15 protein-coding genes are annotated in these 17154 nt (G+C 42.2%); all 15 read right to left on the bottom strand.

Annotated features, from left to right (window positions below; all coding sequences use genetic code 11):
* Positions 1-65 precede the first annotated feature (65 nt).
* Positions 66-791, bottom strand: a complete 726-nt coding sequence (locus MKY18_RS08220; protein ID WP_003211791.1) for a GntR family transcriptional regulator — start codon at positions 789-791, stop codon at positions 66-68.
* 162 nt (positions 792-953) lie between these two features.
* Positions 954-3326 carry a DNA translocase FtsK gene (locus MKY18_RS08215; RefSeq protein WP_044141872.1) on the bottom strand — a complete coding sequence of 791 codons (2373 nt, stop codon included), beginning with the start codon at positions 3324-3326 and terminating at the stop codon, positions 954-956.
* Between the two features lie 113 nt (positions 3327-3439).
* Positions 3440-3676, bottom strand: a complete 237-nt coding sequence (locus MKY18_RS08210) for a YlzJ-like family protein (RefSeq protein ID WP_003211099.1) — start codon at positions 3674-3676, stop codon at positions 3440-3442.
* Complete coding sequence (locus MKY18_RS08205; protein WP_003212436.1) at positions 3673-4401, bottom strand: ClpP family protease; 729 nt, start codon at positions 4399-4401, stop codon at positions 3673-3675. The genes MKY18_RS08210 and MKY18_RS08205 overlap by 4 nt, the downstream gene beginning before the upstream one ends.
* Positions 4402-4520: 119 nt before the next feature.
* Positions 4521-6188, bottom strand: coding sequence for a ribonuclease J2 (gene rnjB, locus MKY18_RS08200; RefSeq protein ID WP_003212233.1), 1668 nt, complete (start codon positions 6186-6188; stop codon positions 4521-4523).
* A gap of 171 nt (positions 6189-6359) precedes the next feature.
* A complete protein-coding gene (dapA, locus tag MKY18_RS08195) occupies positions 6360-7226 on the bottom strand; it encodes a 4-hydroxy-tetrahydrodipicolinate synthase (protein ID WP_044142095.1) in 867 nt (288 codons plus the stop codon).
* 30 nt (positions 7227-7256) lie between these two features.
* Complete coding sequence (dapG, locus tag MKY18_RS08190) at positions 7257-8471, bottom strand: aspartate kinase (RefSeq protein ID WP_012010005.1); 1215 nt, start codon at positions 8469-8471, stop codon at positions 7257-7259.
* A gap of 92 nt (positions 8472-8563) precedes the next feature.
* Positions 8564-9583 (bottom strand): aspartate-semialdehyde dehydrogenase, encoded by a 1020-nt coding sequence (gene asd / locus MKY18_RS08185; RefSeq protein ID WP_044141875.1) that lies wholly within the window; start codon positions 9581-9583, stop codon positions 8564-8566.
* 139 nt (positions 9584-9722) lie between these two features.
* The gene (dpaB, locus tag MKY18_RS08180) at positions 9723-10316 is read right to left on the bottom strand and encodes a dipicolinate synthase subunit B (protein WP_044141876.1); all 594 of its coding nucleotides are present in this window, start codon (positions 10314-10316) and stop codon (positions 9723-9725) included.
* Positions 10313-11215: a dipicolinic acid synthetase subunit A gene (gene dpaA, locus MKY18_RS08175; RefSeq protein WP_044141877.1), complete on the bottom strand. Its 903-nt coding sequence runs from the start codon at positions 11213-11215 to the stop codon at positions 10313-10315. The genes dpaB and dpaA overlap by 4 nt, the downstream gene beginning before the upstream one ends.
* Positions 11216-11338: 123 nt before the next feature.
* Entirely contained in the window at positions 11339-11611 is a 273-nt protein-coding gene (locus MKY18_RS08170; RefSeq protein ID WP_342497825.1) for a YlmC/YmxH family sporulation protein, read from the bottom strand.
* A 70-nt stretch (positions 11612-11681) separates the two neighbouring features.
* Entirely contained in the window at positions 11682-12605 is a 924-nt protein-coding gene (locus tag MKY18_RS08165; protein ID WP_342488512.1) for an aminoglycoside phosphotransferase family protein, read from the bottom strand.
* 73 nt (positions 12606-12678) lie between these two features.
* On the bottom strand, positions 12679-13908 hold the full coding sequence (locus MKY18_RS08160) for a pitrilysin family protein (protein ID WP_044141880.1): 1230 nt from the start codon (positions 13906-13908) through the stop codon (positions 12679-12681).
* A 33-nt stretch (positions 13909-13941) separates the two neighbouring features.
* Positions 13942-14835 carry a polysaccharide deacetylase family protein gene (locus tag MKY18_RS08155; RefSeq protein WP_223252865.1) on the bottom strand — a complete coding sequence of 298 codons (894 nt, stop codon included), beginning with the start codon at positions 14833-14835 and terminating at the stop codon, positions 13942-13944.
* A gap of 174 nt (positions 14836-15009) precedes the next feature.
* Positions 15010-17127 (bottom strand): polyribonucleotide nucleotidyltransferase, encoded by a 2118-nt coding sequence (gene pnp / locus MKY18_RS08150; RefSeq protein WP_044141882.1) that lies wholly within the window; start codon positions 17125-17127, stop codon positions 15010-15012.
* Positions 17128-17154: the final 27 nt, after the last annotated feature.

The raw sequence follows: 17154 nt of genomic DNA, 5'->3' as shown, positions 1-17154 counted from the left end.
GGCAAGTTTTACGGGTATTATGTATGGGCAAACAAAAAGCAACCGCTTATGAAAGCGACTGCTCGTTAAAATCGTTTACGTATCACATGAAAGCTGAATTTATCCGCTCGAAAATAATTTAGCGAGTATAAGACCGGCTGATCATCCTGATCATAGTGTATTTGTTTCAGTAATAATAATGCTGTTTCAGGGTCACATTCTAGTATCGGTGAAACCTGATCGTGGTAGCCGATTGGTTCAATGTCAGCAACTGCATATTTAATCCCGCTGTGTGGTTCTCTTCCAAACAGCTCAAAAAGAGACTCTTCTTCATGGGTAAAAGATGCAGGAAGATGCTTGACCGGAATTTTATCTAAACAGTAAACCACGGGCTGTCCATCGGCCGTTCGAACGCGCTCCATTGAAAAAATCTCATCAGATTCATCACACTGAAAACGAATCACATCATTCTCTGTTGGCTCCCCTTCTTGCGAGGATAAAAAGATGGTACCAGGCGTCATATTGACCTGCTCTATCATTTTCGTGACACTTGCCAGCTGTTCTATGCCTGTTGAAAAGAGTGGTCTTGTGTTGACGAACGTACCCACACCATGCCTTCTAATTAAATATTTCTCTTCTTCTAATATACGAAGGGCTTCACGCAGTGTCGCTCTGCTCACGCCTAAAAGCTTTGAGAGCTCAAATTCAGAAGGTAGTTTCTCTTTTTCGGCATATACGCCTGATTGTATATCTTCTTTAATACGGTCAATCACTTTCAAATATAAATGGCGATTGTCTGTTTTGGTCGACATGTTTTCCCTCCGTCTAATCAATGCAAATGATAAGATGAGAAATCTCTATTCCGAGATAAGTTGAACATAACTATATCATGTTTTTGCAAATAAATAAATAGTCTGACTTCCAGTTAACATAATCATACTATCGTTCACTTTTTTTAGAAAGCTCTCTTCGTTTTATGAAGAGAGCTCGTCATATTGTTCTTTTGAAAGCAGGACTTCTCTCGGTTTACTTCCTTCATAAGGACCGACAACGCCTCGCTCTTCCATTGCGTCAATCAGGCGGGCGGCCCGGGTATAGCCGATACGGAATCTTCTTTGAAGCATAGAGACAGAAGCCGTCTGCATGCCGATGATGAGTTCCACTGCTTCATCATATAAATCGTCATCCACAGCTGTAAGCTGATCCTGTGTTTCTTCAGTTGGAATCATTTCTTCTTGATATTGTGCTTTTTGCTGAGTGATCACATGATCAACGACATGTTCTACTTCTTCATCTGATAAAAAGGCGCCCTGCACACGAACTGGTTTGTTTGCTCCAACTGGTAGAAACAGCATATCCCCTCTGCCGAGCAGTTTTTCTGCGCCCCCCATATCAAGGATCGTCCTTGAATCGGTTTGCGAGGACACGCTAAAGGCAATGCGAGATGGGATGTTGGCTTTAATGACACCTGTAATGACATCGACAGAAGGTCTTTGTGTGGCAATAATTAAATGAATTCCGGCTGCACGAGCCATTTGCGAAAGTCTTGTAATCGAATCTTCCACATCAGAGGAAGCGACCATCATTAAATCTGCAAGCTCGTCTACAATGACAACAATATAAGGAAGTTCTGGCTGTTTCGCCTCTTCTGATTGATTCATTCGTTTAATGTAATCATTGTACCCTTCAATATTTCTTGTCCCCGTATGAGAAAATAATTCATAGCGGCGTTCCATTTCACTGACGACTTTTTTCAGTGCCTGTGAGGCTTTCTTAGGGTCCGTTACAACGGGAGCGAGCAAATGCGGAATGCCATTATACACATTTAGTTCAACCATTTTCGGATCAATCATCATCATTTTCACTTCATGAGGTTTCGCTCTCATCAGAATACTTGTGATAATGCCATTGATACACACACTTTTTCCGCTTCCAGTCGAACCTGCTACAAGTAAATGCGGCATTTTGTTCATTTCAGCCAGAACGGCTTCACCCGAAATATTGCGGCCGAGTCCAATCAGTAGCTTGGCATTTGGACGGTCATTTTGCTTCGATTCTAATACCTCTTTTAAAGAAACCATCGCAATTTCTGCATTCGGAACCTCAATACCGATGGCTGATTTACCAGGAATCGGCGCCTCAATCCGAATATCTTTTGCTGCGAGAGCAAGGGCTAAGTCATCACTTAGATTGACGATTTTACTTACCTTCACGCCGACATCTGGATAGACCTCATATTTGGTAACGGCTGGTCCTAAGTGAACCTGTGTGACTTTTGCTTTGACGCCAAAGCTTTGAAACGTTTTTTCAAGCTTTCTTGCATTTTCGTATATATTTTTCTTGTCTGTTTGCTGCCCTGAGTGCTGCGGCTCTGCCAAAATATCCAGTGACGGCAATTCGTAATCTTTGTTTTCAAGTTCCGTAAACGTCATCGGCGGCGCCTCTTTTGGTTCATCAGCTGAATCTGATGGAACCGGCGTACTTTGCACAGATTCTTGAAGAGGTGAAGTCTCTTTTGCCGTCTGCTCTTTTTGAACGAGCGGTGTGAGAATGTCATCTCTGTCAGCAAAGCTTGAGATAATCGGCTGACTATTGTCAGGCACCGGTGTTTCCTCTTCCATTAAGATCTGATCATCTTCGTCCTCTTCTTGAATACGAGACCGTTTTTTCTTTTCGACCGTTTTCTGAGAGGGCGCGCTCTTTTTCGCCTGCCTGATTCCTTTCATATCTTCAACAAACGCTTTCCACTGCTTCACCATAAATTGCGAGACAGGCAGCGTCACTTTTTTCACCATTTCTTGAAGAGATCGATTTGTAATCAGAACAATTCCAATCAGCATCAGAACGATTGCCATGATTTGAGAGCCTGCTTGTGCAAATAAGAAATAAGAAGCAGCAAATAATACGGCACCGATCATGCCGCCTCCTAAATCAGGCGACCCCGTCTCACCTTTCATGTCCATCAAGAAAAGCTCAAATGTATTTCTAATCACACTTTGAGAGCCTATCGCACCCGCAGATGAAAGGTGCTGAAAAAGCTTCACATGAGACAAAAGCAAGATACTCGCAATGATGCAGTATAGCCCTGCCTTTCTCCTTGTCAACATATCTGGGATTTGTTTTTTCCAGAAGATGGTCACGCCAAAAAGAAATAATCCGATAAGGCAGAGAATGAACCATTCACCTGCAAAAAATCGGAATAAATGTACGAAGGTTTGTCCTACGACGCCTAGCTGTAAAATGGCGATGATCGCTATGGCAATACAGACTAACCCATTTAATTCATATTTCAGTTTTAGCTGTTTATTTTGTTTTTTTCTCGTTTTCCGTTTTCTCTTTTTAGCCATACTCATCACCTTACTACGAAAGAAAATATAACCTACCGAAAGATCAGAAAGAAAGCAGCCTGGTTTTGGCTGCTGCATCTTGTTGTAAGTTTTCCCTTTATTATAGCATAGAATCATTCATATGAGTCGGTTTGATTGGAGCCTAATTGTAACTTCAATCGCTTGCCTGGTGCAAGCTCTTGATTCAGAAAGTCCATTGGGTTGGTGCTCATGACTTGAACGATTTCTGCTTCATCCTCTTTCATTTCAACCATAACTGGCACGCCTTGGATGTTTACCTGCTGAAGTTTCCGGTCTCCTTGTTCCTCCGCGTAAATGGCTTCATATGGCATAGGTGTGTATAAAATCATTGGATCAGCCCCTCGTTTTGAGATGCCCTTTCTCCAATCAGCTCGTTCAACTTTTTAATCGCTTGTCCTACACCGCCTACTTCATTCATAAGTCCGTATTCTGCTGCCTCATGACCAACAACATTTGTTCCAATGTCTCTTGTCAAATTGCCTTTTGAGAACATGAGCTCTTTGAACTTCTCTTCTGTAATATTGGAGTGGCTTGTCACAAAGTTAATGACTCTTTCCTGCATTTTATCTAAGTATTCAAAGGTTTGCGGGACACCAATCACAAGACCAGTTAAACGCACAGGATGAATGGTCATCGTGGCTGTTTCCGCAATATAGGAATAGTCACACGATACAGCAATCGGGACACCAATAGAGTGGCCGCCGCCAAGTACAATCGATACAGTCGGTTTTGATAAAGATGCAAGCATTTCTGCAATCGCTAGTCCCGCTTCTACATCGCCGCCTACTGTATTTAAGATGATCAAAAGCCCTTCAATTTTTGGATTTTGCTCTACTGCTACGATTTGCGGTATGACATGCTCGTATTTGGTTGTTTTATTTTGTGGTGGAAGCTGCATGTGGCCTTCAATTTGTCCAATAATGGTAAGGCAATGGATATTTGTATCTTGCGGCAGCTGTGGTATGGCTGTTTCACCAAGCTGCTGTATTTTGCTCATAATGCTGTCTTTTTCTTCTGGCTTTCGCTCAGGCTGCTGTTCATTTTTTTCGTCCATTTGTCTCCATCCTTTCCTCAAACTCTCCTCCTATTATGAACAAGAAGGCCGTATTCAATCCGCATTCCTCACGCCACATCAAAAAAGCCCAAAGAGCTTATGCACCTTGGGCTTTTTCATCATACTTCCATAATAATTGGAATGATCATCGGCTTACGTTTTGTTTTTTCATATAGGAATTGATTGAGTACGTCGCGCATGGATTGTTTCAATGTTGACCATTCAACAATTGAGTTTTCCGTTTGCTCTTTGACAATCCCTTTGACCATTTCTGTCGCTTTCACAATCAGCTCTTCAGATTCTCTGACATACACAAACCCTCTTGTAATAATTTCAGGTCCAGAAATTAATTGTTTCTTTTGTTTATCAAGTGTAATGACGACAATTAAGATACCATCTTGAGACAATAGGCGTCTATCGCGTAACACAATGTTTCCGATATCACCAACGCCAAGACCATCGATCAAAATATTGCCTTGGTGAACTTTTTCACCAATCTTGACGTTCTGTCCTCTAAACTCCACAACATCCCCTTTATCAATCAAGAAAATGTCACTGCGTTTCATTCCCACTTCTTCAGCAACACGAGAATGTGCTTTTTGCATACGATATTCGCCATTCACCGGAATTAAATACTTCGGCTTTAGTAAGTTCAGCATGAGCTTTAACTCTTCTTGGCAGCCATGTCCAGAAACATGCACACGTTTTTGCGCAAAAATGACTTGTGCGCCGCTTCTTGTAAGGAAATCCACTGTTTTTGAATAGGTGAGTTCTTGTCCAGGAAGAGGTGTAGATGCAATCACAACCGTGTCATCTTTTTCAATATGAAGCTGTTTGTGATTTTGTTTCGCCATTTTTGTTAACGCAGCAAGAGGCTCTCCGTGGCTTCCAGCTGTCAGAACGACCACATCGTTTTTCGCCATTTTCTTCACTTCTTGAACTGGTACAAATAATTCTTCGTCTGCTGTGACATAACCAAGTTTGATCGCCAGCTGTAGAGTCGTCATCATATTCTTTCCTGCTACCGCAAGCTTACGGCCATTTTGATTTGTTGCATTAATGATCTGCTGCACTCGGTTAATGTTAGATGAAGATACAGCCACAATGACACGATTTTCAGCATTGTACATCGCATTTGAGATTTCGTCTTGGACGAGCGCCTCAGAAGGTGTATAACCTGGTTTTTCAGCATTGGCACTGTCTGAAAGAAGTGCTAAAACGCCATTGTTTCCAATTTTCGCAATCTCTCCGATGTCACAGGCTTGGTTAAGCGCTGGGGTTTGATCAAATTTAAAATCACCTGTGCATACGATTGAACCAAGAGAGGTTTTGAAGCTGATCCCAACTGAATCAGGGATGCTGTGATTCGTTCTAAAGAATGATACCTTTGTTGTTTCAAACGTAATGACTGATTTTGCATGTACCTCACGCAAGTCAGCTTTTTGATTGAAGCCATACTGTTTTAATTTTTCTCGAAGTAACGCAAGGGTCAGCTTCGTTCCGTAAACTGGTACAGACAATTTGCTTAAGCAATGGAATACGCCTCCGATTGCTTCATCATGTCCGTGGGTAAGAAAGATTGCTTTCACCCGATCAGCACGTTCTGTTAAATAAGAGATATCAGGAATGACGACGTCAATGCCTAGCATTTCGTTTTCTGGATGCATCAAGCCTGCATCTACCACATATATGTCCGAATCAATTTCAATGACATATAAGTTTTTTCCGATTTCTCCAACGCCTCCCAGTGCAATAATTCTTACGTTCTCTGTATTTTTCTTTTTCAAAATTCTTTTCCTCCTAGTCTCAAGCCCGTCCATCATCGCTTAATGCTATTATAACTGAATCTAATTTTAGAAAACAAGATGAAGTCACATTTTAAGAAAGTGTTTATGTATAAAAAACGGTCATACTCAGGGACATCTGAGAATGACCGCTTACGAAATCTTTTGTTTTGATCAGCTGTTTAAGACGCTGCTTAAATCCAGTCTCTCTTCTTCTGACAAAGGTAAAAGCGGAAGACGAACCGATCCGACATCTAGTCCTTTCAGCTGAAGAGCTGTTTTGACAGGCGTTGGATTTGGCGCTGTGAAAAGCTGTTTCATGATTGGGAGCAGCTTTTGATGGATTAATGCGGCATTGGCCGTTTGACCTGAAGCATAGCTTTTCAGCATTTGCTGCATATCAAGCCCTACGATATGAGACGCCACAGAGACCACTCCTTTTGCACCAACAGATACAGCTGGAAGTGTTAAGCTGTCGTCACCTGAATAGACATCGAAATCTTCTGGTGTCTCTGCTATGATTTTTGTCATGGCATCAAGATCACCGCTTGCTTCTTTGATCGCGACAATGTTAGGTATTTGTGCAAGCTTAATGGTTGTTTCTGGGGCTAATGACGCAACCGTTCTCCCTGGTACATTGTAAAGCATGACAGGAAGAGATGTAGACTCGGCAATGGCTTTAAAGTGTGCATACATGCCTTCCTGTGATGGCTTGTTGTAGTAAGGTACGACAAGCATCACTGCATCAACGCCCGCTTCTTCTGCTTTTTTCGTTAGTTTGATAGACGCATTTGTATTATTACTGCCTGTTCCTGCAATGATTTTACAACGACCATTTGCTAATTTTACCGATTGCTGAAAAAGAGCGACTTTTTCTTCAGTCGATAAAGTTGGCGATTCGCCTGTTGTCCCTGCAACGACTAACGAGTCACTGCCGTTTTTTAACAAGTAATCAATGAGAATTGATAGCTTTTGGAAATCAATGTTGCCCTTTTTATCAAAAGGTGTAATCATAGCTGTTGCGATATTTCCGAAATTCATTTTTTTCACCTCATCATGATTCAATCACATTTATCTTGAAAGTTCAAACACTTCGTGCAGGGCATTGACAGCTGCTCTCATGTTTTCTTCGTTCACTAGCACCCAAATGGTCGTATGGCTGTCAGCCGATTGTAAAATCGGAATGTTTTGCTCGGATAGAGCCGATACAATTTTAGATGTGACACCTGGTACACCCATGATACCTGCGCCAACAGCTGATACTTTCGCACAATTTGTTGTGACAATTGGCGTATAACCAAGATCTTTTAGGATCGAGGTTGCCTTTTCAGTCATTGCACCTGTCACGGTATACACAATCTCACTCGGTGTAATGTTGAAGAAATCGACACTGATTTGTGCATTAGCCATTGCTTTAAAGACCTCTGTTTGGACGCTGTATTGCCCTTCTTTTGCCGGGACTTTGATTTGCGTCACATCATTGACATGTGCAATACCCGTAATGAGGCGGTCGTACACATCATGGCTCATTTTATCTGAGTAGTGTGACGTGACAAGTGTGCCCTCTTCATCAGAGTATGTTGAACGAACCCTCATTGGTACTTTTGCTTGCATCGCAATTTCGACAGCTCTCGGGTGAATGACTTTTGCTCCTTGATATGCAAGGTTGCAAATTTCTGTATATGTCACGACTCTGAGCGGCTTTGCATTTTCAACAATGCGGGGATCTGCCGTCATGACGCCTTCTACATCTGTAAAAATATCAATAAAGTCTGCCTGCAATGCAGCACCTAAAGCGGCTGCGGACGTATCACTGCCGCCTCGTCCAATTGTGGTCACGTCTCCATTTTTCGCGGCTCCTTGGAACCCAGCAACAACGACTACATCATGTTCAGATAGTGCCGCCTCGAGACGTTCGCACTTCATATCAATAATTTTCGCACTCGTATGTTCCTTATCTGTCACAAAACCAGCCTGTGCGCCTGTCATCGCTACAGCTTTTAGCCCGTTTTCATTCAGCATACTTGAAAACACAACAGCTGAAATATTCTCTCCGCAGGAAACGAGCAAGTCTTTTTCTCGATTTGTCATATGCTGCGCGCTGCCGTATAGCAGACCAAGCAGCGTATCTGTCGCATAAGGATCGCCTTTTCGTCCCATTGCAGATACGACGACAACCGACTTATAGCCTTTCTCTTTTGCCGATAAGATATGTGCAAGTGCCCTTTTTCTACCTTGATCATCTTTGACAGATGTACCGCCAAATTTTTGGACAATTATTTTCACTGTTTTCACTCCAAGTTCATTCTGACGTAACAGAAGAGAGCAGGCGAAAGATGCCTAACTCTCTTCTGTTCGTCCTCATCATCCATTGAATGTTAAACTAATTTTAATGCTTTTAAGCTTTCTGCAATTTGAACGGAGTTCCATGCAGCGCCTTTTAGCAGGTTATCAGATACAATCCACATATGGAACCCGTTTGGACGGTCCAAATCTTTCCGAATGCGGCCGACAAATACGTCGTTTTTCCCAACAGCATCTGCAGGCATTGGATAAATTTGCTGAGACGGATCATCTTGCAGTGTAATGCCTGGAGCATCTTTTAGAATGGACTTGACGTCTTCAACTGTTGCGTCGTTTGATTCTAGTTCGACGTAAACAGATTCTGAATGTCCTGTTTCAATTGGAAGTCTCACACATGTTGCCGCTACTTCCAGCTCTGGCATATGCATGATTTTTTTCGTTTCGTTGATCATTTTCATTTCTTCAAATGTGTAGCCATTGTCTTGGAATTTATCAATTTGCGGAATCGCATTAAATGCAATTTGATAAGGCATGACTTCCGGCTTCACATCTTCTTTATTTAAAATGGCTTGTGATTGGTTATATAGCTCGTCAATGGCTTCATGTCCTGCACCTGATACGGCTTGGTAAGTGGACACGATGACTTTTTTCATGCCATACGCCTGACGAAGCGGTTCTAATGCCGCTACCATTTGAATCGTTGAACAGTTAGGGTTTGCAATGATTCCTTTATGGTCATGCAAGTCTTTTTCGTTTACCTCTGGTACGACAAGAGGGATGTTTTCGTCCATACGGAAAGCACTTGTGTTGTCTACAACAATCGCACCTCGTTTGACCGCTTCAGGAGCTAGCACCTTGGAAACATTTCCTCCAGCACTGAATAATGCAATGTTCACTCCTTCAAAGCTTTCAGGTGTTGCTTCCTGTACGGTATACTCTTGACCTCTGAATGTCACTTTTGTTCCAGCAGAACGTTTTGAGGATAGTAGAGTCAGTGTATCCATTTCAAAATCTCTGTCAGCTAGTGTTTTTAACATTTGTTGACCGACAGCTCCAGTCGCTCCAACTACAGCTACATGCAATCCTCTTCCCATCAGTAAAACTCCTTCCGACCCATCCATGATTCTTTTCTTTCGGATGGCCATCCTATGACTTTTTACATTTTATTTTACCATAGAAAAGCAAGGCTTGAAGCATCTTTTTTGAATCTTTCATGATTTTCTAGTGAATCTATTATTCGTTTGGTCCAATTAAAATTGGCTGAATTTGTCTATGCTGAAGTGCCTCTTCTACTGTTTGAGAAAGCAAATCCATGTTCGCGACCATGGAGGTCGGTTTTTTAAATGGATCATCTTGACCAAATGGAATAAAGAAAATATTCTTTGTCGACATCAACCTCATCAGATTTGTACCATTTAAGCCTAGCGCATCATTTGTTGAAATTCCTAAAACGACAGGACGATGATTTCGAATGGTTGCTTTTGCAGCCATTAAAACAGGGCTGTCTGTCATAGCATTTGCGAATTTCGCCATCGAGTTCCCTGTTAATGGAGCAATGACCATACAATCAAGTGGCAGCTTAGGTCCGAGCGGCTCTGCTTTCACGATTGAGTCAATCGCCTTAAAGCCAGTCAGCTTCTCAATCCGCTCAATCCAGTCCGCCCCATCTCCGAATCTTGTATTCGTGTTCTGGACCGTATATGACACCACTGGACGCACTTCTGCTCCTTCTTTTACAAGTGCTTCGATTTGCGGATAAACAGCTTCGTACGTACAGTGGGAACCAGTTAAGCCAAAACCGATTCTTTTCCCTTTTAATGTTGTCATGATTCCATCCCCCTTTTTTCCTCTGCAAGTTCACATAAGAGCCCAGAAAGCACTTTTGCAATGATTTGCCCTGCTGTCTTTGGTGCGACAATCCCCGGGAGTCCTGGTGCAAGAAGCGCCTTCACTCCATGTTTTTGTGCAAAGTCAAAGTCTGTTCCTCCTGGGCGGGAGGCGATATCTAAAATGAGTGTCTTTGGTGTCATGCTGACGATGACAGATGAATCTAATACAAGGCTTGGAATGGTATTGATGATGATATCTATATCTGTTACTTCTTCTTTTAACCGATCCATTGAAAATGGATCGAGTCCCATTTCAAATGCCCGCGCTAAATGCGCTGTATCTGCTGCCCCTACTTTTACATCCGCACCGAGTGCCCGAAATGTGCGGGCAATGGTGAGTCCTGTTCTTCCGAGTCCGAGAACAGCGACACGTGATCCATGAATCGTATAATCCGTTTGCTGAATGGCCATCATGATAATCCCTTCAACTGTTGGAATAGAGTTATATATGGCAATATCATCTCGCTCAAACAGCTTCACAAGTTTTCGGTTCACCTGCTTTGCCAGATTGTCTAAGTACGTATTAGAAATACCTGAGTACAAGGTACAATGGGCAGGGGTTCTTTCTAAATATGTTGCTTCTAGTAACACCTGCTCATTTGAGAAAACTGTCGCGACAACCCCTTCATCCGTTGCGCCTGATACTGGCAGGATCATACTGTCTACCTGTTCGAATGGAAGTTCTGACATTTTTAGCTTTTCAGCCCCAATAAATCCGTGATCCAGCTGATCAAATCCAACCAAAAACACTTTGGCATGCTGCTGTGACAGCTTGCGAATAATTTCAAGCTGCCTTGCATCTCCCCCGATCACCGCAACCGTTAAACCGCTCAACATACTGACCGTTCACCTTCTTTATTTAAAAAAGTCTGTAATATTTTCTGAATCTCCCTTTTAGCATATGAGGAGAGGATTCAGCCTGTGAACGAATCGAAGAGAGAAAAGAAAAAGAGCACCCATTTATGATGGATGCTCTTTTTCCCCGGGCGGCTGAAGTCCTTCAGGCACATCGAGAATGATCATATCTGATCCTATTTTTTGAATGTGATTCCACGGGACGCGGATGTCATTTCCTTGCTTTCGAAAGCCAAACCACTTCACCAAAGGTATGATGAGTGCTGTGATTTGACCGTCCTGTTCATTGATTTCAAGGTCGGTTTGTCCAAGCACGCCAAGCCGCTCCGCTCTTTTGATATCGACGATCTCTTTTCCTGACAGCTCACTTAGCCTCAAAATCGCATCACTTCCCTTCCGTATCATATATGCAGCCACAAGAAGAAATAGACCGTCACGCTTTTTCAAGTTATGAATGATGCCAATTTGAATACCAAGCTGGTTTCAGTTGATGAAAGTGATCATGGTCTGCCAGCATTTTCTCCACTCGGTTCACCATACCTTTTACATGTTCAGTGTCATAAGAAAGCGTCCAAACAATAGAAGAAAAGCAGCTCATTGCTGTATAGATAGAAAAAAGAAGCCAAAAATCGTCTGTGGCCTGCTTACTTACATAGTAATCCAGTTGCCCTGCTGAAAACGGAATACTATTTTCTCGGCTAAATAAGGACAGTTTATAAAAATCATGAACCGGGTCACCCCAGTCAGATTGATCAAAATCAATGATGCCGGCATACTCACCTTCTTGTATGATAATATTCCCCAAATGAAAATCATCGTGCTGGAATTGATTAGGTCTCGCCTTTACCGCATCAGCATGTGATTTGATAAAATCTAATACGAATTGCTCTTTCGTAAAGGTCACTCCACTTGATTGATAGGCATGTACATACCGCTCATATTTCGCCATGACTCTCTCATCCCATGGCACGACATGAGAAGGTGCGGGACATGTATGCATGAAATTCAGCTCTCTGCCTGCCCGTCTTCCGATTTCATACTGCTCTTCATTTGTAAGCAGATGGATGGATGCTCTAGCGTTCTCTCCTTCAATAAAAGAGAAAATACGATAGGTACACTTAAGTTCAGGATTCATTCCAACCTCCATGACTTCAGAACATAGAAGCCCTCGATTTTTAAACTTTTGCTGAACTGACGCTTTTCTTTTAAAATTAGCATACGTTTTGAGATTTGATAATTTGAGCACCAGCTTTTCACTTGAGGATGTTGTGACGAGATAAGTACGGTTTCCAGAAAAGCCAGATGTCATCGGCTGAAAGGAGATGGCTTGTGTCAGAAGCGGAGAGAGGAGTTTCAGTTTTTCAAGTTCCATGTAAGCAGTACCCCTTTCTACTTGATATACAATAAACGGCAGACCTCTTAAGAAGCCTGCCGTGTTGTTTACATTATGATGGCTGATCACCCGTAGGACTAATAAGCGAGAGTGCATAATCCTCTGTAAAGATTCGTTTTGATAAGTTATTCACACCGTCTAATGTGACTTTGTTGATTTCGTCAATAATTTCATCAAGTGTACGATGTTTGCCAAGGAGCAGTTCGTTTTTACCGTTTCGGCTCATTTTGCTGTTTGTGCTTTCAAGACTGAGCATCAGGTTTCCTTTCATTTGCTCCTTAGAGTTTTCAAGCTCTTTTTGCGTGATTCCCTCACGCTTTAAGACGTCTAGCGTTTGTAAGATGGTTTCAGAGAGCAGGTTTAACTGCTTCGCTCCTGTCCCGCCATAAATTGTCAGCATGCCGTTATCTGCAAATGAACTGTGATAGCTGAAAACAGAATAGGCGAGTCCTTTGTCCTCTCTTACATCCTGGAACAAGCGGCTGCTCATGCTTCCGCCAAGAACATTATTTAAGACGATTAAGTCATAGATGCCTTTGTCTCCAGCTGGGAGGCCATTAAACCCCATGCATAGATGCGCTTGCTCTGTTTCCTTTTTGCGTGTGAGCTTGTCATAGTGAAATTGCGGCGCTTCTACAGGCTGTTTTTTTCCTTTCGTTTCATACGAACCGAACAACTTTTCAACTTCACTAATGAATGTGTCATCCACATTCCCTGCAACAGAGATGACGACGCGATCCGGCGTGTAGAATTCATCCATATAAGCTCTAAGAGAGTCACCGTTAAAGGTAGAAAGTGTTTCTTCTGTTCCTAAAATCGGGAACCCTAAAGAATGATCACCATAAATCGCTTTGCTCAACAGATCGTGAACGATATCATCAGGTGTATCCTCATACATTTTGATTTCTTCATATACTACATTTTTTTCTTTTTTCAGCTCTTGTTCATCAAAAGCGGAGTGGAAGAACATGTCGCTTAATACATCGAGGGCGTAGCCAGCATGTGAATCAAGCACCTTTGCATAGTAGCAAGTGTATTCTTTTGACGTAAAGGCATTCACTTGACCACCAATGCGGTCAAAGGATTCTGCGATATCACGTGCAGATCTCGTCTTTGTCCCTTTAAAGAACATATGCTCTAGAAAGTGTGAGATCCCATTAATTTCTGGTGTCTCATGTCTAGAACCCGTTCCAATCCAGACGCCAATTGCGACAGATCTGACAGTGGGATTGTTTTCAAGTACAATTCTTACTCCGTTTTGGCATGTATACGTTTTGACCAAGTTTTGCTCCTCCTATTCAACAAACAGATCGGATCACGGATGTCTTTTTTCACTTAGGAGGTCAGAAACCGTTCCTAATTCATATCCTCTTTCCTTGATTTGAGTGATAAGTGCGTCAAGACTTTTCGCCGTCGAATCTGTTGGATGCATTAATATCATCGCCCCATTGTGAATTTTCCCAAGCACCCGTTTTTGTAGTATGTTTGGTGACGGTTTTTGCCAGTCAATGGTGTCTACCGTCCACATAATGGTTTCCATTCCTTCTTCTGCGGCAAGCTTCACTGTTTCTTCTTTAAAGCTACCGCTTGGAGGGGCGAACCACTTCGGTTTTTTTCCAAGGGATTCTTCAATTTGACGATTTGTTTTGGTAATCTGCTCTAATGCTCGTTCTCTTGTCAGTGTGCGCATATCCGGGTGATTGTATGAATGGTTTCCAATTTCATGACCATCTGCCACGATTTTTTTAGCAAGATCCGTGCTTTTTTTCACCCATTTGCCTTCTAAGAAAAAGGTCGCCTTGACTTGATGCTTTTCCAGTGTCTTTAACATCTTGATTAAATGCTCGTCACCCCAAGCCACGTTGATGAGGAAAGCATTCATTTTTTTATCTGGATGTCCCTTGTAAATGGGTTCAGCACCAAGTTCATGTAAATGAATAGAAGGTTTTGTTTCATTGAAAACAAGCAGCTTTTCATCAAATGACCCTTGTTTTTTCATTTTTTCGTAAGAGGCATCGATATTGACCGTCTGTCCATTTAGACCAGGCATCTTTTTCCACACTTTATCAATCTTAGCATTTTGCGCCTTCACTTCATAGTCAGAAGACTTCGATTCAATCTCTTGATATAAAATATCTTTTGAAACAGATGCAACCTCAGCATGCTCTTTCATTGATTCAATATATGTAACAGCAGCCGGCTGCTTCATCGTTTGATATGACACGAGCAGTAAAAATACAAACACAATGAATGGTAACGTTTTTTTCAATGGTTGTCCCTCCCCTTTACCACAAATTATGATGGGGAGAAACAAGCTAGAACTATTGTTAGCGCAAGAAAAGAAAGAAGCCTGGTACGGATACCTGGCTTCTAACATATTTCATTAAGACTGTTTTTCTTCTTTTTCCTTTTCTTCACGTAAAACAGCTTTGCGAGAAAGGTTCACACGGCCTTGTTTATCGATTTCAGTGACTTTGACAAGTAATTCATCGCCAATCTTCACGACATCTTCTACTTTGCCTACACGATCAAGCGCAAGCTCAGAAATATGAACAAGTCCATCTTTGCCGCTGAAGATTTCAAGGAAAGCACCGAATTTTTCAATGCGTTTTACTTTACCTAAGTAAAGTTGTCCTACTTCAACTTCTCTCACAAGATCTTCAATGATTTTCTTCGCTTTTTGGTTCATGTCTTCTTCTGTAGAAGAGATAAAGATTGTACCATCTTGTTCAATATCGATTTTCACACCGGTATCTTCGATGATTTTATTGATTTGTTTACCGCTTGGTCCAATGACATCGCGAATTTTATCAGGATTGATTTTCATCGTTAAGATTTTTGGTGCATAACGAGACAATTCACCTCTAGAAGCAGGAATCGTTGACAGCATGCTATCTAAGATTTCCATTCTTCCTTTTTTCGCTTGTTGGAGAGCTTCTTCCAAGATGTCTTTTGATAGACCATCGATTTTGATATCCATTTGAAGTGCTGTTACACCTTTTGATGTACCTGCAACTTTAAAGTCCATATCGCCAAGTGCATCTTCCATTCCTTGAATGTCTGTCAGCACTGTGTAGTATTCACCGGATTTCACAAGTCCCATTGCAATCCCTGCAACTGGTGCTTTAATTGGAACACCCGCATCCATCATCGCAAGTGTGCTTGCGCAAATACTTGCTTGTGAAGTAGATCCGTTTGATTCTAGTACCTCAGACACAAGGCGAACCGTATAAGGGAAATCTTTTTCAGATGGAATCACTGGTTCTAATGCCCGTTCACCTAGCGCTCCATGTCCGATTTCACGGCGGCCTGGGCCACGCATTGGACCTGTCTCACCAACACTGAATTGAGGGAAGTTGTAATGGTGCATGAAGCGTTTTGATTCTTCAACGCCTAGACCGTCAAGAATTTGCACATCGCCAAGTGCACCTAATGTACAAATACTGAGCGCCTGTGTTTGTCCTCTTGTAAATAGACCTGAACCATGCGTTCTTGGCAGAAGTCCTACTTCTGAAGAAAGTGGACGGATTTGATCTACACCACGTCCATCTGGACGTACTTTCTCTTCAGTGATCAGACGACGAACTTCATTTTTGACAAGCTTGTTTAATACGTCTTTCGCTTGTTTAATTGTCGCTTCGTCGCGATCTTCTTCTTCAAATTTCTCAACCACAGCTTTTTTCACAGCACTGATTGCATTTTCACGTGCATGCTTCTCATGTACTTGAATCGCTTTCAGCAGGTCTGTTTCAGCAAGTGCTTTTACTTCGTCTGCTAACGTTTGATCTACTTCATATAAAGGAATATCGATCTTTGCTTTACCAACTGCTTTGACAATTTCCTCTTGGAATTCGATTAAACGTTTGATCTCTTGGTGACCATACATGATAGCTTCAAGCATTGTTTCTTCTGGTACTTCATCAGCACCAGCTTCGACCATGTTGATCGCATCTTTTGTTCCAGCGACTACAAGGTTGATGTCACTTTGTTCAAGCTGTTCTACATTTGGATTGATGATAAACTTTCCATCAACTCGTCCTACTGTAACGCCGGCGATTGGTCCCTCAAATGGAATGTCAGACACACATAATGCTAAAGATGAGCCAAACATTGCAGCCATTTCAGATGAACAATCTTGATCCACACTCATGACGATACTAATAACTTGTACTTCGTTTCTAAATCCATCTGCAAATAATGGACGGATTGGTCTATCAATTAAGCGGCTCGCAAGGATCGCTTTTTCACTTGGACGGCCTTCTCTTTTAATGAAGCCACCAGGAATTTTACCTACTGCGTATAATCTTTCTTCGTAGTTCACAGTGAGCGGGAAGAAATCAAGTGGTTTTGGTTCTTTAGAAGCTGTTGCTGAGCTAAGCACAGCTGTATCTCCGTAGCGTACGAGGACCGCTCCGTTTGCTTGCTTTGCAAGCTGGCCAGTTTCAACTGTCAGTTGACGTCCAGCCCAGTCTATGGTGAAGACATGTTTCTCTTGTCCCATTCTGAGAAAAACTCCTCTCTTATCTTG

This window comes from Bacillus sp. FSL R7-0672 (assembly GCF_038601465.1).
In the GTDB taxonomy this organism is placed as follows: domain Bacteria; phylum Bacillota; class Bacilli; order Bacillales; family Bacillaceae; genus Bacillus; species Bacillus pumilus.
This window is presented reverse-complemented; position numbering and strand designations above follow the sequence as displayed.